This is a genomic window from Labrys sedimenti (assembly GCF_034424805.1).
GTDB classification, from domain to species: domain Bacteria; phylum Pseudomonadota; class Alphaproteobacteria; order Rhizobiales; family Labraceae; genus Labrys; species Labrys sedimenti.
Window position 1 is genome coordinate 40,322 of sequence record NZ_JAXOUF010000003.1, and the last position, 19,906, is coordinate 60,227.

19 protein-coding genes and 1 pseudogene are annotated in these 19,906 nt (G+C 65.2%); 10 read left to right on the forward strand and 10 right to left on the reverse strand.

What is annotated here, in order from left to right; translation table 11 throughout:
* Positions 1-72: 72 nt before the first annotated feature.
* From sppA to U1R88_RS11745, 3 genes are all read left to right on the forward strand, one after another.
* Positions 73-1,029: a signal peptide peptidase SppA gene (gene sppA, locus U1R88_RS11735; RefSeq protein WP_322431410.1), complete on the forward strand. Its 957-nt coding sequence runs from the start codon at positions 73-75 to the stop codon at positions 1,027-1,029.
* A 166-nt stretch (positions 1,030-1,195) separates the two neighbouring features.
* Positions 1,196-1,483, forward strand: coding sequence for an integration host factor subunit beta (gene ihfB / locus U1R88_RS11740; protein WP_068282414.1), 288 nt, complete (start codon positions 1,196-1,198; stop codon positions 1,481-1,483).
* Positions 1,484-1,614: 131 nt separating this feature from the next.
* Complete coding sequence (locus U1R88_RS11745) at positions 1,615-1,983, forward strand: LapA family protein (RefSeq protein WP_068282410.1); 369 nt, start codon at positions 1,615-1,617, stop codon at positions 1,981-1,983.
* A gap of 65 nt (positions 1,984-2,048) precedes the next feature.
* Here the strand turns inward: U1R88_RS11745 and U1R88_RS11750 are convergent, their stop codons facing one another.
* Positions 2,049-3,455: a tetratricopeptide repeat protein gene (locus U1R88_RS11750; RefSeq protein WP_322431411.1), complete on the reverse strand. Its 1,407-nt coding sequence runs from the start codon at positions 3,453-3,455 to the stop codon at positions 2,049-2,051.
* Positions 3,456-3,681: 226 nt separating this feature from the next.
* Entirely contained in the window at positions 3,682-4,155 is a 474-nt protein-coding gene (locus U1R88_RS11755; protein WP_068282403.1) for a MarR family winged helix-turn-helix transcriptional regulator, read from the reverse strand.
* A gap of 263 nt (positions 4,156-4,418) precedes the next feature.
* Between U1R88_RS11755 and U1R88_RS11760 the strand changes: the two genes are divergently transcribed.
* Together U1R88_RS11760 and U1R88_RS11765 are read left to right on the forward strand one after the other, a co-directional pair.
* On the forward strand, positions 4,419-4,847 hold the full coding sequence (locus U1R88_RS11760; RefSeq protein ID WP_068282400.1) for an organic hydroperoxide resistance protein: 429 nt from the start codon (positions 4,419-4,421) through the stop codon (positions 4,845-4,847).
* Positions 4,848-4,975: 128 nt separating this feature from the next.
* Complete coding sequence (locus U1R88_RS11765) at positions 4,976-5,677, forward strand: hypothetical protein (protein ID WP_322431412.1); 702 nt, start codon at positions 4,976-4,978, stop codon at positions 5,675-5,677.
* 6 nt (positions 5,678-5,683) lie between these two features.
* Here U1R88_RS11765 and U1R88_RS11770 read toward each other — a convergent pair whose 3' ends face one another.
* The gene (locus U1R88_RS11770) at positions 5,684-6,508 is read right to left on the reverse strand and encodes an alpha/beta fold hydrolase (RefSeq protein ID WP_322431413.1); all 825 of its coding nucleotides are present in this window, start codon (positions 6,506-6,508) and stop codon (positions 5,684-5,686) included.
* 139 nt (positions 6,509-6,647) lie between these two features.
* Here U1R88_RS11770 and U1R88_RS11775 point away from each other — a divergent pair, with 139 nt between their 5' ends.
* Entirely contained in the window at positions 6,648-6,956 is a 309-nt protein-coding gene (locus tag U1R88_RS11775; protein WP_322431414.1) for a putative quinol monooxygenase, read from the forward strand.
* A 7-nt stretch (positions 6,957-6,963) separates the two neighbouring features.
* Here U1R88_RS11775 and U1R88_RS35825 read toward each other — a convergent pair.
* Positions 6,964-7,432 (reverse strand): annotated as a pseudogene (locus U1R88_RS35825) (GFA family protein).
* 94 nt (positions 7,433-7,526) lie between these two features.
* Between U1R88_RS35825 and U1R88_RS11790 the strand changes: the two are divergent.
* Together U1R88_RS11790 and U1R88_RS11795 are read left to right on the forward strand one after the other, a co-directional pair.
* The gene (locus U1R88_RS11790; protein WP_322431416.1) at positions 7,527-7,934 is read left to right on the forward strand and encodes a hypothetical protein; all 408 of its coding nucleotides are present in this window, start codon (positions 7,527-7,529) and stop codon (positions 7,932-7,934) included.
* 4 nt (positions 7,935-7,938) lie between these two features.
* Positions 7,939-8,712 (forward strand): AcvB/VirJ family lysyl-phosphatidylglycerol hydrolase, encoded by a 774-nt coding sequence (locus U1R88_RS11795; RefSeq protein WP_322431417.1) that lies wholly within the window; start codon positions 7,939-7,941, stop codon positions 8,710-8,712.
* On the opposite strand, the gene hemW is transcribed toward U1R88_RS11795, so the two are convergent.
* The 6 genes from hemW to nadE form a co-directional block, all read right to left on the reverse strand.
* Complete coding sequence (hemW, locus tag U1R88_RS11800; protein WP_322431418.1) at positions 8,657-9,817, reverse strand: radical SAM family heme chaperone HemW; 1,161 nt, start codon at positions 9,815-9,817, stop codon at positions 8,657-8,659. The two genes, U1R88_RS11795 and hemW, sit on opposite strands and share 56 nt — an antisense overlap.
* 119 nt (positions 9,818-9,936) lie before the next feature.
* On the reverse strand, positions 9,937-11,097 hold the full coding sequence (locus U1R88_RS11805) for an enolase C-terminal domain-like protein (RefSeq protein WP_322431419.1): 1,161 nt from the start codon (positions 11,095-11,097) through the stop codon (positions 9,937-9,939).
* A gap of 40 nt (positions 11,098-11,137) precedes the next feature.
* On the reverse strand, positions 11,138-11,563 hold the full coding sequence (locus U1R88_RS11810; RefSeq protein ID WP_322431420.1) for a DUF1284 domain-containing protein: 426 nt from the start codon (positions 11,561-11,563) through the stop codon (positions 11,138-11,140).
* On the reverse strand, positions 11,560-12,150 hold the full coding sequence (locus U1R88_RS11815) for a biotin transporter BioY (RefSeq protein WP_322431421.1): 591 nt from the start codon (positions 12,148-12,150) through the stop codon (positions 11,560-11,562). The genes U1R88_RS11810 and U1R88_RS11815 overlap by 4 nt, the downstream gene beginning before the upstream one ends.
* Positions 12,151-12,336: 186 nt before the next feature.
* Positions 12,337-13,005 (reverse strand): GntR family transcriptional regulator, encoded by a 669-nt coding sequence (locus tag U1R88_RS11820; RefSeq protein ID WP_322431422.1) that lies wholly within the window; start codon positions 13,003-13,005, stop codon positions 12,337-12,339.
* A 150-nt stretch (positions 13,006-13,155) separates the two neighbouring features.
* Positions 13,156-13,965 (reverse strand): NAD(+) synthase, encoded by an 810-nt coding sequence (nadE, locus tag U1R88_RS11825; protein WP_322431423.1) that lies wholly within the window; start codon positions 13,963-13,965, stop codon positions 13,156-13,158.
* Between the two features lie 161 nt (positions 13,966-14,126).
* Here nadE and mutS point away from each other — a divergent pair, with 161 nt between their 5' ends.
* Both mutS and U1R88_RS11835 read left to right on the forward strand, forming a co-directional pair.
* Positions 14,127-16,856 carry a DNA mismatch repair protein MutS gene (gene mutS / locus U1R88_RS11830; RefSeq protein WP_322431424.1) on the forward strand — a complete coding sequence of 910 codons (2,730 nt, stop codon included), beginning with the start codon at positions 14,127-14,129 and terminating at the stop codon, positions 16,854-16,856.
* A gap of 222 nt (positions 16,857-17,078) precedes the next feature.
* A complete protein-coding gene (locus tag U1R88_RS11835; protein ID WP_322431425.1) occupies positions 17,079-19,850 on the forward strand; it encodes a [protein-PII] uridylyltransferase in 2,772 nt (923 codons plus the stop codon).
* The last annotated feature ends 56 nt before the right edge of the window (positions 19,851-19,906 follow it).

Consider the following 19,906-nt stretch of genomic DNA (forward strand, 5'->3'; position numbering starts at 1 on the left):
GACACGGCTCGCCTTGCCGCGGCCCTGTCGCTCGGCTAGGTTTCGGGCCGATTTCCCCAAGGGTATACCTCCATGTCCCTAGAGACCGATCTCCTGGTCGACAGGCGTGTCCTGCGCCGCAAGCTTTCCGTCTGGCGCGTGCTGGCGTTCCTGTTCCTGGCCATTGCGTTGGTGGTGGCCTATCTCGCCATTGCGGGCACCAGTGCCCTGCAGCATCGCAGCCCGCATATCGCCCGCATCAAGCTCGACGGCTTCGTCGGCGACCAGACCGCCAACCTCAAGCTGTTCGATCAGATCGCCCAGTCGCAAGCCCAGGCCGTGATCGTGCGCATCAATTCGCCCGGCGGCACGACATCGGGCGGCGAGGCACTCTATGACGGCCTGCGCAAGCTCTCGGCCAGCAAGCCGACCGTGGCCTTCATCGATGGGCTGGGGGCGTCCGCCGCCTATATGGCCGCCGTCGGCACCGACCATATCGTGGCCCGGCGTTCGTCCCTGGTCGGCTCGATCGGCGTGCTGGTGCAATATCCCAATGTCTCCAAGCTGCTCGACAGCATCGGCGTCAGCGTCGAGGCGGTGAAATCGTCGCCGCTCAAGGCTGCGCCGGACGGCTTCACGCCGACCAGCCCCGAAGCCCGCGCCGCCCTGGCGTCGGTGGTCAATGACACCTATGGCTGGTTCAAGGATCTGGTGAAGGATCGCCGCAAGTTCGACGATGCCGGCCTTGCCGCCGTCTCCGATGGGCGCGTCTTCACCGGCAAGCAGGCGCTCGACCTCAAGCTCATCGACGAAATGGGCGACGAAGCCACGGCGATCGCCTGGCTCGGCAAGGACAAGCCTCGCATGAAGGCGCTGCCGGTCGAGGATTGGGACAAGCCTTCCACCTCGTCCTCCTTCCCCTTCGCGCGCACGGGCGTGGCCTGGCTCGCCGACAGTGTCGGTCTCGCCAGCCTGGGCGATGCCATCCGCTCCGCGCCTGAAACGCCTCCGGCCGCGCTTGACGGGCTTGTTTCCGTTTGGCACCCTTGAGCCACTCGTGTCTCACGGTCTGTCCGGACCAGCGTAGGGTGTCTAACCAGGACGAAGGACGGGGGAGCCTTTGGGTTCGATCCGCATCATGCTGTAAGGGAAGCTTGGACGCGATTCGCGTCGAGCGAACGTAACTTCACAAGACCGGCGACTGACGGGAACGAAAATGATCAAATCCGAACTGGTTCTGAAGATTGCGGAAGCCAATCCGCACCTCTATCAGCGCGACATCGAGAATATCGTCAATGCCATCCTCGACGAGATCGTCCAGGCCATGGCCAAGGGCGATCGGGTCGAGCTGCGCGGCTTCGGAGCCTTTTCGGTGAAATCCCGTCCGGCCCGCATCGGGCGCAATCCGCGTACCGGCGCCCATGTGCCCGTGGACGAGAAATACGTGCCTTTCTTCAAGACCGGCAAGGACATGCGGCTGCGGCTGAACAAGTCGCCGGCCTGAGCGAGAGCAAAGCGCGCCTTGGCGAGAATGCTCGTTTGCTCTAACTCTTTGTCTGGATGCGTCTTTGCGATTCCTGCCGATGCCGGGCAATCGCAGGACGCTTTTGCGATCATGCCGGAGCGGGGCAGGCCATGAAGCGCCTATTCTATTATTTCATCCTGGTCCTGGCCTTGATCGTGATGGCGGCCTTTGCCATCGCGAACAAGCAGTGGATCGCCGAAGGCGTGGCGCTCTCCTATGATCCGAGCGCACCGGGGGCCGAAGCAAGCACGCTGCATCTGCCGATGTTCCTGATTCTGTTCGGGGTCCTGGTCATCGGCATGTTGATCGGTGGCATCACGGTCTGGTTGAAGCAGAGCCGTTTTCGCCGTGCCGCGCGGGTTGCCCAGGTCGAGGCCGAACGCCATCGCAACGAACTCGACCGGCTGCGCAGCCAGGCGACTCCCGCGGCCGAATCGCGCGACAGCCACGCCATCCTGCCCTCGAGCGTGCCGTTCTGAAGCCCGGAACCGCAGGCGAGACCTTCGCGGTCCCGCGTAGCTAATCCAAGCCCTAAGTCGGATTGCTATTGTTGCGCCAGGCGCTTCAGTTCGGCTTGCGCGAAGCGATACTCGACGAACGCCTTCGGGCAGGTGTCGATGGTCTGCTTCAGAAGGGGCGCCGCATCACTCGCCTTGTGTTGCAGCAGCAACCATTCGCCCCGATAGAAGGTGGCTTCGCAGCGCTGGTCGTCCGTGTTGGCCGCTGACATCATGGCATCCGCATCGCGCTGGCCGAGATAGAATTCCACAACCGGATAGGGCCAGCTTGTGTCCTTGATACCGTCGGTATCTCGCTTGAGCTGGCCGGTGGCATCCTCTCCCGCCCTGGATGACGACACATACCGCCAGAGCTTTTTGTAAACATGGCCGTCCCGCTTGATGGCGGCTGCAAAATCTTCGGCGGCGGCGTGAAACTTGCCCATCGAAAAAAGGACGATTGCCCTGTTCGAGTAGCCCACGGGGTCATCGGGAAATTGCGCGATTTTATCTTGGGCGGCCTTTAGAGCCCGGTCGAGGTCTCCGGTCAGGTCCAAGGCGTCCGAGCGCAAGTCGTAGACCGGCTGTAGTTTTGGATCGAGCTGGATTGCCTTGTCGAAATCCGCAATTGCCGGTGATGCATCGCCCTCACGCAGATACGCCAGACCGCGATTGGCATAGGGCAAGGCCATGTCCGGCTTAAGCTTGATCGCCGATGTACAGCTGGCGATGGCGCCAGCATAGTCCATCGTCGAAATAAGAGCGCGGCATCGCTCGCTATGCCCCACAGCACTTCCCGGTGAAAGCGTGATGGAGGTATCAAAATCGGACAAGGCATTCTTATAGTTCTGCTGCTGAGAAATTTTGTCTTGTTCTGCCGGCAGATTGTCGCCGAGCGCGAGATAGGCACTGCCGCGCTGGACGAAATTCTTGGCGGTCGATGGCGATAATTCGATCGCGCGCGTGCAGGTCTTCAGCGCCTCCGAATACTTATCCGTTCCCCGCTGCAAAGCGCAAAGATTGTCCCAAGCCAGATTTAGTTTTTGATCGATATTGATCGCTTGGCTCAGATTCATGCCCGCGCTAACCATATATCCTGCCTGCATATCGAGCGCAGCCAGATTGTTATAGGCCATTGCGAGATTAGGCTGCAGCTCGATTGCTTTCTTGTAGTTCTCGCGAGCTTGGTCTGCTTTAGCAATGTTCTGATAGGCGTAGCCACGGTTGAAATAGGCCGTCGGCAAGTCGATGGTCCGTATTTGCAGGATATTTTGCTTGGAATTTTCCGCCCTGTTGATGACCTGCGTGCAGCCGTCTATCTTTTTCGCGAAATCTTGTTCTTGCAGGCAATTTGCGGCCTCGGTAACGGATTCGCGAAAGGTCTGGTAGGCAAAATAGCCACCGAAGATAACCACCAAAGCGCCAACCGCGCAGGCTAAAGTGACATTCCGCACCCGTCCCTCGTTCCGCAAGAGGAAAGGCCTTCTCGTTCAAGATAAGCTAGCGGATTATTCTTCGGATAGCCAGAGGCTTGCTTTTTCGTTTTAGATGTTGCGCCACGCGCCTGCATCTTTTTCTGGTTCGGTCGTTGTATATTACCGGTCGAGCCTGATCCCCCGGCACATGCCTGGAACAAGCTCGGTTCTTGTGGCGGAGGCTCAAGGGGAACGTTGTGCCGCCTCAGGCGGCGTCGCTTTCCTGTTTCTGGTGCAGGTCCAGAGCTTCGCGCAGCCATTCCAGCCAGTCCTTGAGGGCCCCGGCCTGGCCGGCTTCGAGGCCGGTGGTGGCGGCGATCTGGGATGGCACGGCCCGGGCCTTCTCGCGCAGGGCCTTGCCTTCGGCCGTCAGGGAGATGCGGACCTGGCGCTCGTCATGGCTGTCGCGCCGGCGCTTCAGCAATCCCGCTGCCTCCAGCCGCTTGAGCAAGGGGGTGAGCGTGTTGGTCTCAAGGAAGAGCCGGGTGCCGATCTCGCCGACCTTGAGCCCATCCCGCTCCCACAGGCAGAGCATGACCAGATATTGCGGATAAGTCAGGCCGAGCGGGTCGAGCAGGGGTTTATAGGAGCGGCCAAAGGCATTGTTGGCGGCGTAGAGCGCAAAGCAAAGCTGGTTCTGCAGGAGCAGTGGCGTAAACTCGTTGGAAGACGGTTCCATCGGTGCCTCCTCTGGCGCAACGCATGTGACGCAACGTGTGGATGTCAGCAAATGCGTGACGCACTTTCAATCGTCGCGATGCCGGCTGCAAGACATGACCGGCGGCTGTCAGCTGCGAATCATATCGCACGCGACAGGGAGGCAGAATCATTTTCGCAGGCTTTCCCGATAAAAATCGTCTCGGTCGGCAAAATAAATATCGCGCACGATATAAATGTGTGCGATATACATCTCCGTGTTCAATCCCCGAAGGGAGTTCTGTCATGAAGGTTCTCTACACCACCGCTGCCCGTTCCGATCACAATGGCCGTGACGGTGGCCGTTCCGGTACCGTGGATGGCCATTTTTCGGTCAAGCTCGACCTGCCCAAGGAGCTGGGCGGCGCCGGGGGCCCCGGCACCAATCCCGAGCAATTGTTCGCCACCGGCTATGCCGCCTGCTTCATGGGCGCGCTGCGCTTCGTGGCCGGCAAGGAAAAGGTCGCCCTTCCCGAGGATGCCAGCGTCACCGCCACGGTCGGCATCGGCCCGCGTGACGATGGCGCCGGTTTCGGCCTCGACGTTGCTCTCGCGGTGGCCTTGCCGGGCATCGAGCACGCCCGCGCCGAGGATCTCGTCGCCAAGGCCCATATCGTCTGCCCCTATTCGGAAGCGACTCGCAAGAATCTCGACGTTCGCCTCAGCGTGGTCTGAGGCCGCGTTCGCGAGCGGCGTACGGATCGGGCGCGCGGATCCTGTGGGGGACGCGCGCCCGCCCTGCGAGCGGCATGGCTGGTGTGTTGATTCGGCGCTAAGCAGGGAACTCTGCTCGGAGCTCCTCCATGTCGCTGCCTCGCCCCTGGCGTGAAATCCTGCCGCAACTCCTGTCGACGGCTTTGATTCCGCTCACCGTAGCCGGAATCGGCTGGTACTATACGCGCTGGCAGCAGAATCTCGCCGATCTGCGCACCATGATCGACCTGATGACGGACGCCGCGCCGGAGAAGCGGAAATATGGCGTCGCCATGTTCGAATATCTCCTCAAGAACGACAAGGTGCCGGTGGAATTCATCACCGCGCAGCTCGACTACGCCAACTCCTCTTCCGATCGCGACCTGCTGCCTTTGCTGGAGAGCGCGGTGCAGAAGGCGTCCCTGGTCAACAATTCGGTGAAGTCGGCCTATGAGGAGGCCACCGCCCGGCTGCCGAGCCGCGTCTTCGTGCATGCGCTCACTGACAGCCAGCGCCCCTGCGCCGGCATTTTGCTCGACGAGATGAAGGACGGCGACAAGTCGGCCATCACCTTCCCGTCGGTGGTACTGGCCAAATGGTCGGGCGAGACGCATGAACTGCGCTATTTCAAGGTATCCGACCGCAAGCGCGCCGAGGCCTTGGCCGAGCTGTTTGCCACCGTCGGCCTGCAGCTCACCGCCAAGGACCTGTCGACGAGCTGGAGCGGAGCGCGGGATTCGCGCCCCAACACCTTCGAGATCTGGTTCGGCAATCCGGCGCTTCCGGCGAACTGCCTGCAGTCGAAGAAATAGGCGAGGTCAGGCCGCCAGAGGCGTGAGACGCGCGGCGATGCAGGCAATGTCCCGAGCAAGACGGTTGGCATGGGTGACCATCACGCCATGGGCGACGCCCTCATAGACCAGCAGATCGGCGCCTGGGATCAGGGCTGCGTAGCGCCTGCCTGTGAGGTCTAGCGGCGCCGAAGCATCGCGGTCGCCATGGATAAGTGTCACCGGCAGCGCGAGGGCGGCGGCTTCGGTGCGCAAATCCGCCTCCACGATCGCGCGCTGCAGATCGAGCAGCACGCGCCGGCAACAGCCGAATACGCCGTCGATCAGCCGGTCCAGCGCGCGTCGGTCGGCTCCGGGGGCGAAGGGCTCGATATTGGCGTCGAGCCAGGCCGGCAGATTGTGGGCGAGTTCGGCCATCAAGGCCTCGATGGCTTCCCTGGGAATGCCTTGTTCGTTGCCTGGCCCGGCGGGCAGGCATGGGCCCTGGGCTCCGACCATGACGATGCGCCCGATTCGATCGGCCCCGTGGCGGCCGACATAGCGCAGCACTTCACCGGCGGCGCAGGAATGAGCGACCACGGTGAGATCGGTGAGGTCGAGCTGGGTAATCACCGCGGCGAGGTCGTCGGCCAGCGCGTCGAAATCGACGCGGCCGGGATCGCTGGAGCGGCCATGGCCGCGGCGGTCATAGGCGATGGTGCGCAGGCCCTGGGCGTTGAGCCCGATCATGGTTTCGGCCCACACGCTGGAATCCATCGCCCAGCCGGCGAGCAGCAGTACGGGAGCGCCCTGGCCCCAGTCGCGAACGAAAAGACGGTGGCCGTCGGCAATCTCGACGAAAGGTGCGGTCATGGCGGTTTCTCCGGGTTGAGAGGCCCGATCCTGCCCGGTCATGCGGCGCTCGGCGATTACCCGGCAGGTAATCGCCTTCCTCGGCCAAGTCGCTACTGTCGGCGGTGTTGCGGCGGGAATGCCGCGGGAGGACAGTCGAATGAGCGTGACCTATCTGATCACCGGCATCGTCAAGCCTGAGCAGCGCGAGCGCTTTCTCGTCATGCTCAATGAATTGCTGGACACCATGCGCCACGAAGAGAATTTCGTGAACGCCACGCTGCATGGCGATCCCGAAGATCCCTGCCGTTTCCTGCTCCACGAAACCTGGGCCGATCACCAGGACGTGCTCGACATCCAGCTCCATCGTCCCTATCGGCAGGCCTGGCATGAGGCCCTGCCGGAGCTGCTGGCGAAGCCGCGCGAAGTCTCGATCTGGCAGCCCTTGCGCGTCGATCGGAAAGACTGAGCGTCCGCTACCACAGGTTGCAGCCGTCGATCATGGTGACCGGCACGGCGTCCAGGTCGAAATCATCGAAGAGCCGGGCATTGATGCTGATCTTGGGATTGTCGAAATCGGGCTCGCCGGTCGACCAGTCCGGCGTCTCAGTATAAGTGCCGCAGCCGCAGGTTGTGCAGAAATGGTGCTGGATGGTCTTCGAGCCCTGGAGCAAAACGCATTCACGACGGAATGCGTTTTGCTCCAGTTCTTCGTTTCGACGCGTCTTTGCGATTTGAAACGGTCCGCTCAAATTGCAAAACGCTTTAGCGATAGGTCGCAACCTGTTCGGGCGGCGAGGTCAGCCGGAATTGCTCGGGCTTGTAATAGGCCCAGAGCGAGCCGCGCTTGGAACAGAAGCTGCAGGTGCAGCGCGTCACCTCCTGCGGCTCCTCGCTCAATTCGAATGTGGTGCCTCCGCAATGACAGCTGCCTTTGAGAGCCATGGCTTGTTCCTTCCCGATCTTCGCGCTAGCTCTTGATAGACACAGCCTGCTGCCAACTTCCTGTCAGCAGCGTTTGCGCCGAAACGAGAGCTTGATGAGCGCTGCCCGCAAGATCCACACCTTGACCTTCCACCTTCTCGGCATTGCCGACGAGGAGGCGATGGATGATATCATCGATGAGATCGAAGAATTCGCCGATGGCGTGGACTGGCCGATCGAGGCGCCGGATGCCTTCAAGCACAAGGTCAGCGAGACCGATCCGGATATGGGCTGCGCGGTGGAACTGCCGGTGCGCGCCAGCCTGGCCGGAGACACCATCGCCGGCGAGAAAGCCGACTTTGCCGGCGCCATGGCGCTGATCGAGCATTTGCGCGAGCTTTCGGCCCGCCATCGTTTCGACGTCGAGATCGCCTTCGACAAGGACATCGTCGGCACCATCGACAAGGGGGCCTATAGCGAGGCCCTGCGCCAGGGTCTGGTCGAACCCTGGCAGGCCGGGTAGCTGTTTGCCCCGGCGGTCCATCTGGCGCGCCACTGTCTCGGGGCTGGCATCCGGCCTGGTGCTGCTCGGCTTGGGACAAATTGCTTCGGCCCGATCCTTCGTGAGCGATGACGGCCTCTCGGACCTGCCCCTCGTGGTTTCGGCCGCGCCGTCCGGGCAGAGCGCGCTGGTGCTGTTCCTGTCGGGCGACACTGGCTGGGGCGGGCTGGAGCGGAGCCTGGCCCGCCGCCTCGCCCGGGCTGGCATCGGCGTCGTCGGGCTCGATGCGCGCCGCTATTTCTTCACCGGGCGCTCGCCAGCCGAACTCGCCCGGGACATCGAGCGTATCCTGGCCGTCTATCGTCGGCGCTGGCATGCCAGACGCTTCGTCCTGGCCGGCTATTCCTTCGGTGCCGATGCGCTGCCTTTCGCTTGGCCCCTGCTTTCGGCCAGGACGCAACGGGAGACCAGGCTGATTGCCCTGGTCGGCCTGTTGCCGGAGGCCAATTTCCGCATTTCGCTGCTGGAAATGCTCGACCTGCCGGCTTCTGATGACAGGCCGGTCGCGCCGATGCTTAAGCATCTGCCTCTCGGCAAGGTGGTCTGTCTCTACGGCCGGGAAGAGCATAGCGCCTGCATCCTGCCTGAGCTTGCCGGCGCCGAGCGCATCGCACGGCCGGGTGGGCATGACCGTAACGGCGACGCCGGCGCCGTGGCGCAGGCGATCCTGCGCCACCTGGCCGTCAGCCCGCCAGCTCGGCCACCACCGCATCGAGCAGCGGAAAGCCCGCGCGGGTAACGCGGACGCGATCGTCCCGGCGTTCGATCATGCCGTTTTGCTGCAGGCCCGTCAGCGTCGCCTCCGCCATGGGCCGGCCGCGCAGCCGGGCGAGGCGGGTGAGATCGATGCCCTCGGCCAGGCGCAGACCCATCAGCAGCATTTCGTCGCCTTGCTGGTCCGCCGTCAGGGCCTGGTCGTCGACGAGGCCATGGCCGCGCTCGCGCACGCCGGCGAGCCATTTCTCCGGGCTGCGCTCGGTCGACAGCGCCCGGCGGACACCTTCGGCATCGATGAGGCGGCCATGGGCGCCGGGGCCGATGCCGGCATATTCGCCATAGCGCCAATACACCAGATTGTGCCGGCATTCGGCGCCGGGGCGGGCATGGTTGGAGATCTCGTAGGCCGGCAGGCCGCGCCGCTCGCAGGTCTCGCGGGTAATGTCGAACAGGACACGGGCATCCTCGTCCGGCATCGGGATGAGCTTGCCGGCGGCGACCAGGCGCTCATACATGGTGTCGGGCTCGATGGTGAGCTGATAGAGCGAGAGATGCTCGGCCGCCCGGTCGATGGCCCGGTCGAGCTCGGCTTGCCAATCTTTCGGCTGCTGGTCCGGGCGGGCATAGATCAGGTCGAAGGAATAGCGCTCGAAGGATTTGGCGGCGATCTCGACGGCCGCCATGGCCTCGGCCACCGAATGCATGCGCCCCAGGCGCTTGAGGTCGGCATCGTTCATCGCCTGCACACCGAGCGAGACGCGGTTGACCCCGGCGGCGCGGTAGCCGGCGAAGCGGGTGGCGTCGACACTGGTTGGATTGGCTTCCAGCGAGATCTCGGCGTCGGGGGCGATGGTCCAGGCCCCGCCGATGGCATCGAGAATGGCGCCGACCGTTTTCGGCTCCATCAGCGAGGGCGTGCCGCCGCCGAAGAAGATCGACTGAACCTGCCGCCCCGGCGCGATGGCGGCCATATGGGCGATTTCCTTGAGATAGGCCTCGACATAGCCAGCCTGGTCGACGCCGCCGGTGCGGACATGGCTGTTGAAGTCGCAATAGGGGCATTTGGCCAGGCAGAACGGCCAATGCACGTAAACGCCGAAGCCGGGCTCGAGGGATGTGGGGATCATTGGGCTCAAGTGGCAGTTGCTCGGGGCTACGTCAATCCCGGAGCGCGGACATCTTGTCCGCTCTTGGAAGCGCTACGCTGCATGGAAGAGGCGGACAAGATGTCCGCGCTCCGGGCGAGTTACGCCGCAAGCGCCCCGAACAGCTGCTTCAGCGCCGTATTCGCCTCGAAGCCGATCCCTTCGGCCTGCGGCAGCGAGGCGTAGCCCTCCGCGATCACGCAGTCATTCGCGAGGCCGCTGAAGGGGTGGAAGGCGAAGGGCGTGACCTCGGCGCCGCCGAGGCCCAGCGCGGCGGCGAGATGCAAGCCGAACAGGTGCCCGCCATGCGGCCAGAAGGCCTGCCGGGCCCAGCCCATCGCGGTCATCGCCTCGATGATCTGGAGATAGCCGGGCAGGCCGTAGCAATGCACGGGGTCGAACAGCAGCACGTCCCGATCCGGGCGCAGGCCGCCATGGCGGGCGAGGAGCCGAGCTTCCGCGGCCGAAAACAGAGCCTCGCCCGCGCCGATCGGCGGCGCGTAGGCCGATGCCAGGGTGGACTGGGTCGCCAAGTCGAGCGGGTCGCAAATATCCTCGAACCATCTGAGGCCCAGGGGCGAAAGCCGGGCCGCTGCCTCCAGGCTGCCAGGCCGGTCATAGGCGTTCATGGCGTCGACGGCGAGGCGGCCGGACGATCCCAGTGCGGTGGCGGCCACCTCGATGCGCCGGAAATCCTGGTCGAGGCCGGCGCTGCCGATCTTCATCTTGGCATTGACGAAGCCGAGGTCGGTGAAACGGCGCATCTCGTCGGCCAGCATGGCGAGGTCGTTGTGGGGATGAAGGTAGCCACCGCCGGCATAGACCCGGACCCTGCCGCTTCCGGCAGGGGCGCTGCCGAGCCGATCGGCCAGATGGGCATGAAGCGGCTGGCCGGTCGTCTTGGCGGCGATGTCCCACAACGCCATGTCGAGGGCACCGACTGCGATGCAGCGCTCGCCATGCCCGCCGGGTTTTTCGCCCGCCATCATCACCTGCCAGGCCCTGAAGGGATCGAGACTCCCGTCCTCCCCCAACAGGGCATCCGCCGGAGCCTGCCTGAGGCGCGGGGCGAAGCGCTCGCGGATCAGCCCACTCTGGGCATAGCGGCCGACTGAGGCGTAGCCATAGCCGGTGAGGGGCCGGCCGGCGCGGGTGATGTCTGTGAGAATGGCGACGATGCTGGTGGTCAGTCCGCCCGGCTGAGCCGGGCCGGCATAGCGGGAGATCGGGATGCTGCGTTCGCGGATGTCGAGAATACGCATGGCTGATCCCGCAAGGTGGGCCGGTTCGTGCGCTGCCGCTTCAATCCCGCTGCACGCGCGAGTCCTGGTAGCGGTGACGGGCCACTTCACTGCACAGGCCCGACCATTCGCAGCCCACACAGGCCGAGCGCGTCAGATTGGCGACGAAGGCGCCCCGGAAGCGGGCCAGCAGGGCAGGGGTCAGGGCGATGCGGGTGCCGGTGCGGACGGGCCGGCGCATCAGGGCGCCGACATCGCGGATGGCGAGTTCGTCGCGCTGGTCGATCCGCGGCTCGTGGCAATGCGAATCGGGTTCTCGTACAAGCGGGGCGCAGATGTCGTCCGGCCCCGCCACGATCACGATGTCTTCCCCCTGGCTCAGTCGCGCTGCGATGGCGTCGTAATTGGCGACGAAGCCGGAGCTGTATCCCTTGCCGACATAGGTCAGCATGCAGAGGAGATGGTGGGCGCGAAGGCGCACCGTCACCGGGCGTTGCCGGCCTTGCCACGTGCGAGAGCCGTCAGCGTGACGGCGCCGATAACCGACTTCAACAGGCCGCCGAGCAGGAAGGGGACGACGCCGAGCAGCAAGGCCTTCTCGATGCCGATCTGCGCAGCAAGCCAGGCGCCGCCGATGGCAAGGCACATGAGATTGCCGAGCGCCATGCTGGCGAAGGCGAGAACCGGGCGGTTGCCGTTCCAGCCACGCTCGGCCAGAAAGCCGCAAAGAGCGGCGACGAGCGGGAAGGAGATCAGGTAGCCGGCGGTCGGGCCGACGAACAGCAAGGTGCCGATGCTTCCCGTCGCGGTGACCGGAAGGCCCATCCAGGCTTCGGCCAGCCAGGCCAGCACGGTGATGGCGCCGAGCCGCCAGCCATAGAGCGCGCCGATCAGCGTCACGGCCAGCGTCTGCATGGTCATCGGCACGGGGAACATGGGAACCTGGATATGGGACGCCAACGCCAGTACGGCCGTGCCCGCGACCACGGCAGCCGCCTGCCAGCCGAACGAGCGCCGGGAGATGTCGAGGGGGCTGAAAGCCGGCGCCAGGGAGGAGGTGACGGTGTGCGACATGGGAGCTCCGCGCAAATTATAGATAATCTTGAATCCGATAATCTATAGAGGTCACAAAACGAGGCGATTGGCAATATCCGGGTGAAGCGCAGGAGTATTCCTGGGAGCGCGGACGTCCTCGTCCGCTCTTGCTCGCCAAGATACGCTGCGTCTCCAAGAGCGGACGAGGACGTCCGCGCTCCCAGGTTACCCGATGATGGCAAAGGCTTCGCGCGTCGCGCCGGAGGACGAGCGGACGGGCTTGAGGCCGACGCGCTGCACATGGCGGGCCAAGGTGACGGCGGCATCGTCCAGCTTGCCGGCGCGCAACGCCGAAAGGATGGCGCGGTGGTCCTGGTCGGTCGGGGTTTCCCATTCCGAGCGCCAGGCCGCGAACAGGAAGCGGGCGCTCGCGGCATGGAGGTCATCGATTGCCGCCAATAGGCGCGGCATGCGGCAGGGGGCCAGGAGCAGGCGATGGAAGCGGCGATTGGCCTCTTCCCAACTGCGCACGTCGCGCGAGCGGTCACCCGCCTTGGTGGCTTCCTCGGCTTCGTCCAGGATGGTGGCGGTGAGGTGCGGAGCGGCCTGGCGCAGGGCCAGCACCTCCAGGGCCGCGCGCATCTGCGCGACCTCCTTGACCTCTTCCAGGTCGAAAGCGGCGACGCGCACGCCGCGCCTGGGCTCGCTCACCGCCAGGCCTTGCGCCTCCAGGCGCCGGAAAGCTTCGCGCACCGGCACGTGGCTGGTGGCGAATTCCTCGGCGACGTGGTCCTGGCGCAATCGGGCGCCGGGCTCGATCGCCCCGGAGATGATGCGATCCGCCAGCACCTTGGCGATGCGGATGGCGATAGTGTCGTCCTTGGGTCCGCTCATGATTTATAGATAATTTTGGAGAGGCCGATTTGTCGAGGGATGTTGTCGGAGCGTAGGATTGGTGTGCCGATCTGGAGATCGGCACACCATGTCTCGAATGCCTTGCCGCGCGAGGTCGGCGCTCGTCGATTCGGCGCCTGGAATTTCGCTCTACCCCGCCGCCACCGGCAGGGCACGCTTGTGGGCGCTGGCGCGATAGGTCGACAAGATGCGCTGATGCGAAGCCTCGGCGATGGCCTTGCCTTCCAGGAAATCGTCGATCTCGTCATAGGTCACGCCATAGGCGTCCTCGTCGGGCTTCAATGGCACATTGGTTTCGAGATCGGCGGTCGGCACCTTGAACACCAGCTCGCGCGGGGCGCCCAGATGGGCCGCGAGGGCCCGTACCCGCCTCTTGTTGAGGCCGGCAAGCGGCAGGATGTCGGCCGCGCCGTCGCCGAATTTGGTATAGAAGCCCATCACCGCCTCGGCGGCATGGTCCGTGCCGATGACGATGCCACGTACCGCCCCGGCGAGGCCGAACTGGGCGATCATGCGCTGGCGCGCCTTGATATTGCCGTGATGGAAATCGGCGCGCGGACCCTCGATCAGGTCGCCGGCTTCGCGCATAAGCTCGGCCAGCATCGCGTCGGCGGCCGGCTTGATGTTCACGGTGACGACGCGGTCGGCCTTGATGGTCGCTAGGGATTGCTGCGCATCCTTTTCGTCCGCCTGCACGCCATAGGGCAGGCGCATGGCGAGGAACTGGGCGTCATAGCCTTCGGCCCGCAGACGTTCGACCGCGGCCTGGGCCAGCAGGCCCGAGGTAAGCGAATCGACGCCACCGGAGATGCCGAGCACATAGGCGCGCCCTCCCGAAGCCTTGAGATAATCGGCCAGGAAGGCGACGCGCCGCTCGGCTTCTACAGCGGGATCGAAGGCTTCGGGCACGATGATGTCGGGCGTGAGCGGTTGCGGCATGGTCGGCTTTCACGTGATTGAATCAGGCGACAACAGGCCATGTTCGTTCCGCAGCGTCAATATGGGCGCGGTGGCGGGTCGATCCGGAGATCGGCCACCTATCCACAAGCCTCCGGCCCCGGCCTCGTGCTCCCTTCAAGCGCATCTGCTAGCGTGCGGCCATGACCTCCTCGCCCCAAAAACTCGACACCGCCGAGGCCTCGGCGCCCGTCACGCCGATGATGGCGCAATATCTCGAGATCAAGGCCGGCCATCCCGGCGCCTTGCTGTTTTATCGCATGGGCGATTTCTACGAGCTGTTCTTCGAGGACGCCGAGATCGCCTCCAAGACGCTCGGCATCGTGCTGACCAAGCGCGGCAAGCACCAGGGCGAGGACATCGCCATGTGCGGCGTGCCGGTGGTCAGGGCGGACGAATATCTGCAGCGCCTGATCGCCCATGGCCACCGCGTCGCGGTTTGCGAGCAGATGGAGGATCCGGCAGAGGCGAAGAAGCGCGGCTCCAAATCGGTGGTCAAGCGCGGCGTGGTCCGCCTGGTCACACCCGGCACCATCACCGAGGAAACCCTGCTGGAGCCGACGCGCACCAATCTGCTGCTCGCTTTGGCGCGCCTGCGCATCTCCGACGATGAGGCCCGCTATGGCCTTGCCTTCGCCGATATCTCCACCGGCGAGTTCGGCCTGTCCGAATGCGACGAGGCGGGGCTGTCGGCCGAGCTCGCCCGTCTCGACCCGTCCGAGATCGTGATGGCCGAGACGGTGCATGAGGATGCCGACCTGGCCTCGCTCTGGCGCGAGAGCCGCGCCGCTGTCACCCCGGTCGGGCGTGATGTCTTCGACGGTTCCCAGGCCGAGCGTCGTCTCGCAGCCTTCTACGATGTCGGCACCATCGATGGCTTCGGCAGCTTCTCCCGGGCCGAGCTGGTCGCCGCTTCAGGCCTGGTCACCTATATCCTGCGCACACAGGTCGGCCAGAAGCCGGCGCTTGAGCCGCCACGCCGGGATGGCGCCAGCGCCCATATGGCGATCGACGCCGCCACGCGCGCCAATCTGGAACTGACCCGCACCCTGGGCGGCGACCGCGTCGGCTCCCTGTTCGATGCGGTCGACCGCTCGGTGACGGCGGCCGGTGGCCGCCTGCTGGCGCAGTGGCTGGCGAGCCCGCTGTTACAGCCCGAGGCCATTGCGTTGCGCCAGGATGCGGTGGCCTTCTTCGCCGAGCAGGCCCTGCTGCGCGGCCAGGTCCGTGCCCGGCTGAAATCGGCGCCGGATATCGCCCGCTCCATGGCCCGCCTTGCCCTCGATCGGGCCGGCCCGCGTGATCTCGCCGCCCTCCGGGAAGGCTTGACCGGCATTGCCACCATCGAGGCCCTGCTGCGGCAGCGCGAGACCGAATTGCCGCCGGTGCTCGCCGGCATTCTCTCGGCCTTGGCCAAGCCGGACCAGGGCCTGGCGGCGCGCCTTGCCGCGGCACTGCAGGACGATCTGCCGCTGCTCAGGCGCGATGGCGGCTTCGTGCGCGCCGGCTATGACCAGGCCCTCGACGAGACCAGGGCCCTGCGCGACGAGAGCCGGCGCGTCATCGCCGGCCTGCAGGCGCGCTATGCCGAGGAGAGCCAGGTCCGCCAGCTCAAGATCAAGCACAACAACATGATCGGCTATTTCGTCGAGGTGCCGCAGCAGGCGGGCGAAGCCTTCCTGCAGCCGGGCCTGCGCGAGACCTATGTGCACCGCCAGACCATGGCCGGCGCCATGCGTTTTTCGACCGCCGAGCTCTCGACCCTGGAATCGCGCATCGCCTCGGCGGCCGAGCGCTCGCTGGCGAGCGAGCTTGCGATCTTCTCCGATCTCGCCGCGGCCCTTCTCGGTGACGGCGCCGCCATCCGGGCCGCCACCGAGGCCCTGGCCCTGCTCGATGTCATCGTCGCGCTCGCCGTGCTGGCCGACGAGGAAAACTATGTCCGTCCCGTCGTCGACACCTCGCTCGCCTTCGCCATCGAGGGCGGGCGCCATCCCGTGGTGGAACGGGCGCTGAAGCGTGAGGGCAAGCCCTTCGTCGCCAATGATTGCGAGCTCAGCGGCGAGGGCGAGGGCAGCAAGGCCGCCGGCAAGATCTGGCTGCTCACCGGTCCGAACATGGCCGGTAAGTCGACCTTCCTGCGCCAGAATGCCCTGATCGCCGTGCTGGCACAGATCGGTTCCTTCGTGCCGGCGAAGTCGGCCCATATCGGCGCGGTGGATGCGCTGTTCTCGCGCGTCGGCGCCGCCGACGACCTGGCGCGCGGGCGCTCCACCTTCATGGTGGAAATGGTGGAGACGGCGGCCATCCTCAACCAGGCCGGATCGCGTGCCCTCGTCATCCTCGACGAGATCGGCCGCGGCACCGCAACCTTCGACGGCCTCTCGATCGCCTGGGCGGCGATCGAGAATCTCTCGGCCGTCAATCGCTGCCGCGCCCTGTTCGCCACCCATTATCACGAGCTGACCCAGCTGACGAAGAAGCTGCCCCGGCTCGCCAACGCCACCATGCGGGTGACCGAATGGCATGGCGACGTCGTCTTCCTGCATGAGGTGGTGCCCGGCGCCGCCGACCGTTCCTACGGCATCCAGGTCGCCAAGCTCGCCGGCATGCCGGCCGCCGTGGTGGAACGGGCGCGAGCCGTGCTGGCGCAACTGGAAGCGACCGACCGCCAGGCTCCGGCGGCCCGCCTGGTCGACGATTTGCCTCTGTTCGCCGCGGCCCCGCGGGCACCGGCCCAGCCTGCGGTCAAGGTGCCGGATGAGGTCACGGAAGCCCTCGACGCGCTCGATCCCAATGACATGACGCCTCGCCAGGCGCTCGACGCCTTGTTTTCCTTGAAAGCCAAGCGCGATAGCGCCAAGAAGGGGTAATTGGAGCGCGGACATCTTGTCCGCATTGCCGCCATCCACGCCTGGTAACGCCGCATCCGCAGGATGGGAAGAGCGGACAGGATGTCCGCGCTCCGATACTCTCCTTCCTAGAGCAAAGTGTGTTTAAGTGTGAACGCCCATTTGCTCTAACTCCTTGTTCCAACGCGTCTTTGCGATTCGAGGTGACCCCCCGTCAAATCGCAAAACGCTATAAGGCCTGCAATGCTCGACAAGCCCGATCGTGAGCTCCACCTCGTCCTCGACCGCATGGCGCTCGAAGCCGAGATCGACGCCTTGGCGCTGGAGCATGAGGGCAATGCCGACGCCCTCAGGCTGGCGGTGGTCACCCTGCTCAAGGCCACCCTGCGCGACGGCCGCGAGACCATCCGCACCTGGTTCAGCGAGGACCGCCTCGGCACGGCCTGCGCCCAGCGCCTGTCCTGGCTCGAGGACGAGATCATCCGCGCCAGCTATGCCTATGTGACGCGCTACGTCTATACCACCCACAACCCCACCGCTGGCGAGCGCATGGCCGTCATCGCCGTCGGCGGCTATGGTCGCGGTACCCTCGCACCGGGCTCGGACATCGATCTGCTCTTCCTGTTGCCGGCCAAGCAGACGGCCTGGGGCGAGAGTGTCACCGAGGCCATCCTCTATGTCTTGTGGGACCTCGGGCAGAAGGTCGGCCATGCCACGCGCACGATCGACGAGTGCCTGCGCCTCGCCCGCGGCGACATGACCATCCGGACCGCCTTGCTCGAGGCGCGTCCGATCCTCGGCGACATGGGGCTGGCCAGCGAGCTTGCCGCCCGTTTCGACCGTGAACTCGTCCAGCTCACGGCGGCCGAGTTCGTGGCGGCCAAGCTCGCCGAGCGCGACGACCGCCTGATCAAGGCCGGCAATTCGCGCTACCGCGTCGAGCCCAACGTCAAGGAAGGCAAGGGCGGCCTGCGCGATCTCAACACGCTCTACTGGATCGCCAAATATGTCTATCGCGTCAGGGATGCCGCCGACCTCGTCGAGGCCGGCCTGTTCACCCGGCGCGAATATCGCCAGTTCACCCTGGCCGAGGACTTTTTGTGGGCGACGCGCTGTGCCCTTCATTTCCTCACCGGCCGCGCCGAGGAGCGGCTGACCTTCGACATCCAGCGCGAGATCGCGGCTTTTCTGGGCTATTCGGATCGCGGCGGCCTGCGCGGCGTCGAGCGCTTCATGAAGCATTATTTCCTGGTAGCCAAGGATGTCGGCGATCTCACCGCCATCGTCTGCGCCGCACTGGAGGCACGGCAGGAAAAGCCCAAGGCGATGCTGGATCGCTTCATCGCCCCCTTCCGCCGCAGTCAGCGCCAGGCCCTGATCGGCACCAAGGATTTCGTGATCGAGACGGGCCGGCTCAACGTCGCCAACGACCAGGTGTTCGCGCGCGATCCCGTCAACCTGATCCGCCTGTTCCACCTCGCCGACCTGCATTCACTCGCTTTGCATCCCGACGCGATGCGTCTCGTCACCCGCTCGCTCAAGCTGGTGAACGCTTCGCTACGCGAGAATGTCGAGGCCAACCGGCTGTTCCTGGAGATCCTGACCTCGCGCAATGCTCCCGAAACCGTGCTCCGGCGCATGAACGAGGCCGGCGTGCTCGGCCGCTTCATCCCCGATTTCGGCAAGGTCGTGGCGATGATGCAGTTCAACATGTATCACCGCTACACCGTGGACGAGCATCTCCTGCGTTCGGTCGGTGAGCTCGCCGACATCGATCGCGGCGAGGGCGGCGACGAGCATCCTCTCGTCAACGAGATCATGCCGACCATCCAGAACCGCACCGCCCTCTATGTCGCCACCTTCCTGCACGACATCGCCAAGGGCCGGCCGGAGGACCATTCGCTCGCCGGTGCCAAGATCGCCAAGCGATTGGGGCCCCGCCTCGGCCTGACGCCAGGCCAGACCGACACGGTGTCCTGGCTGATCGAGCAGCATCTGGTGATGTCGATGACGGCGCAGTCGCGCGACATCTCCGATCGCAAGACCATCGAGACCTTCGCCGGCACCGTGCAGACGCTGGAACGGCTGAAGCTGCTGCTCATCCTCACCGTGGCGGATATCCGGGCGGTGGGGCCGGGCGTGTGGAACGGCTGGAAGGGCCAGCTCCTGCGCTCGCTGTTCTGGGAGACCGAGCTGGTGCTGGCCGGCGGCCATTCCAATGTGGACCGGCGCGCCAGCGTGCAGCTGTCCCAGGACGAGCTGAGGGCAGGCCTGTCCGACTGGAGCACGGCGGAGATCGATGCCTATGTGGCGCGCCTGTATCCGCCCTATTGGCTCAAGGTCGACCTGCCGCGGCGGCTGCGCCATGCCCGCTTCGTGCGTGCCGTGCGCGAGCGCGGCGAGACGCTCGGCACCGAGGTCGCCACCGACGCCTTCCGCGGCGTGACCGAGCTGACCATCCTCGCCCCCGACCATCCGCGCCTGTTGTCGATCATCACCGGTGCCTGCGCCGCTTCCGGCGCCAACATCGTCGATGCCCAGATCAACACCACCACGGACGGTCTCGCGCTCGACACCATCTTCGTCAGCCGCGAATTTCCGCAGGATGAAGACGAGCTGCGCCGGGCCGGCCGCATCGCCCAGGCGATGGAGCAGGCACTCACCGGCACCATCCGCCTGCCGGATGCCGTGGCCAAGCGCAGTGCCATCAAGCCGCGGCAGAAGGCCTTCCAGGTCGCGCCCGAGGTGGTGGTCGACAATGAATGGTCGAACCGGCACACCGTGGTGGAGGTCTGGGGCCTCGATCGTCCCGGCCTGCTCTACGACCTCACCACGGCGATCTCGCGGCTCAACCTCAACATCGCCTCGGCCCATATCGCCACCTTCGGCGAGAAGGCGGTCGACGTGTTCTACGTCACCGATCTCACCGGGGCGAAGATCACGTCGGTACAGCGTCAGGACAGCATCCGCAACAATCTGCTGGCGGTGTTCCGGCGCGAGGGGAAATCGGGCTGAACGGGCTGCAGGCCGGCGCTGTGCAGCGGCCTTTCCGTGATTTTTGAGCGAAGTCC

What these genes read in the sequence shown, in the direction of transcription:
- U1R88_RS11775 (WP_322431414.1), top strand. Translation starts at nt 6,648, where the DNA reads ATGAGCGTGACCTATCTGATCACCGGCATCGTCAAGCCTGAGCAGCGC.
- ihfB (WP_068282414.1), top strand. Translation starts at nt 1,196, where the DNA reads ATGATCAAATCCGAACTGGTTCTGAAGATTGCGGAAGCCAATCCGCAC.
- nadE (WP_322431423.1), bottom strand. Translation starts at nt 13,965, where the DNA reads ATGCCGCAACCGCTCACGCCCGACATCATCGTGCCCGAAGCCTTCGAT.
- mutS (WP_322431424.1), top strand. Translation starts at nt 14,127, where the DNA reads ATGACCTCCTCGCCCCAAAAACTCGACACCGCCGAGGCCTCGGCGCCC.
- U1R88_RS11805 (WP_322431419.1), bottom strand. Translation starts at nt 11,097, where the DNA reads ATGCGTATTCTCGACATCCGCGAACGCAGCATCCCGATCTCCCGCTAT.
- U1R88_RS11770 (WP_322431413.1), bottom strand. Translation starts at nt 6,508, where the DNA reads ATGACCGCACCTTTCGTCGAGATTGCCGACGGCCACCGTCTTTTCGTT.
- U1R88_RS11820 (WP_322431422.1), bottom strand. Translation starts at nt 13,005, where the DNA reads ATGAGCGGACCCAAGGACGACACTATCGCCATCCGCATCGCCAAGGTG.
- U1R88_RS11755 (WP_068282403.1), bottom strand. Translation starts at nt 4,155, where the DNA reads ATGGAACCGTCTTCCAACGAGTTTACGCCACTGCTCCTGCAGAACCAG.
- hemW (WP_322431418.1), bottom strand. Translation starts at nt 9,817, where the DNA reads ATGATCCCCACATCCCTCGAGCCCGGCTTCGGCGTTTACGTGCATTGG.
- U1R88_RS11765 (WP_322431412.1), top strand. Translation starts at nt 4,976, where the DNA reads ATGTCGCTGCCTCGCCCCTGGCGTGAAATCCTGCCGCAACTCCTGTCG.
- U1R88_RS11815 (WP_322431421.1), bottom strand. Translation starts at nt 12,150, where the DNA reads ATGTCGCACACCGTCACCTCCTCCCTGGCGCCGGCTTTCAGCCCCCTC.
- U1R88_RS11760 (WP_068282400.1), top strand. Translation starts at nt 4,419, where the DNA reads ATGAAGGTTCTCTACACCACCGCTGCCCGTTCCGATCACAATGGCCGT.
- U1R88_RS11790 (WP_322431416.1), top strand. Translation starts at nt 7,527, where the DNA reads ATGAGCGCTGCCCGCAAGATCCACACCTTGACCTTCCACCTTCTCGGC.
- U1R88_RS11745 (WP_068282410.1), top strand. Translation starts at nt 1,615, where the DNA reads ATGAAGCGCCTATTCTATTATTTCATCCTGGTCCTGGCCTTGATCGTG.
- sppA (WP_322431410.1), top strand. Translation starts at nt 73, where the DNA reads ATGTCCCTAGAGACCGATCTCCTGGTCGACAGGCGTGTCCTGCGCCGC.
- U1R88_RS11835 (WP_322431425.1), top strand. Translation starts at nt 17,079, where the DNA reads ATGCTCGACAAGCCCGATCGTGAGCTCCACCTCGTCCTCGACCGCATG.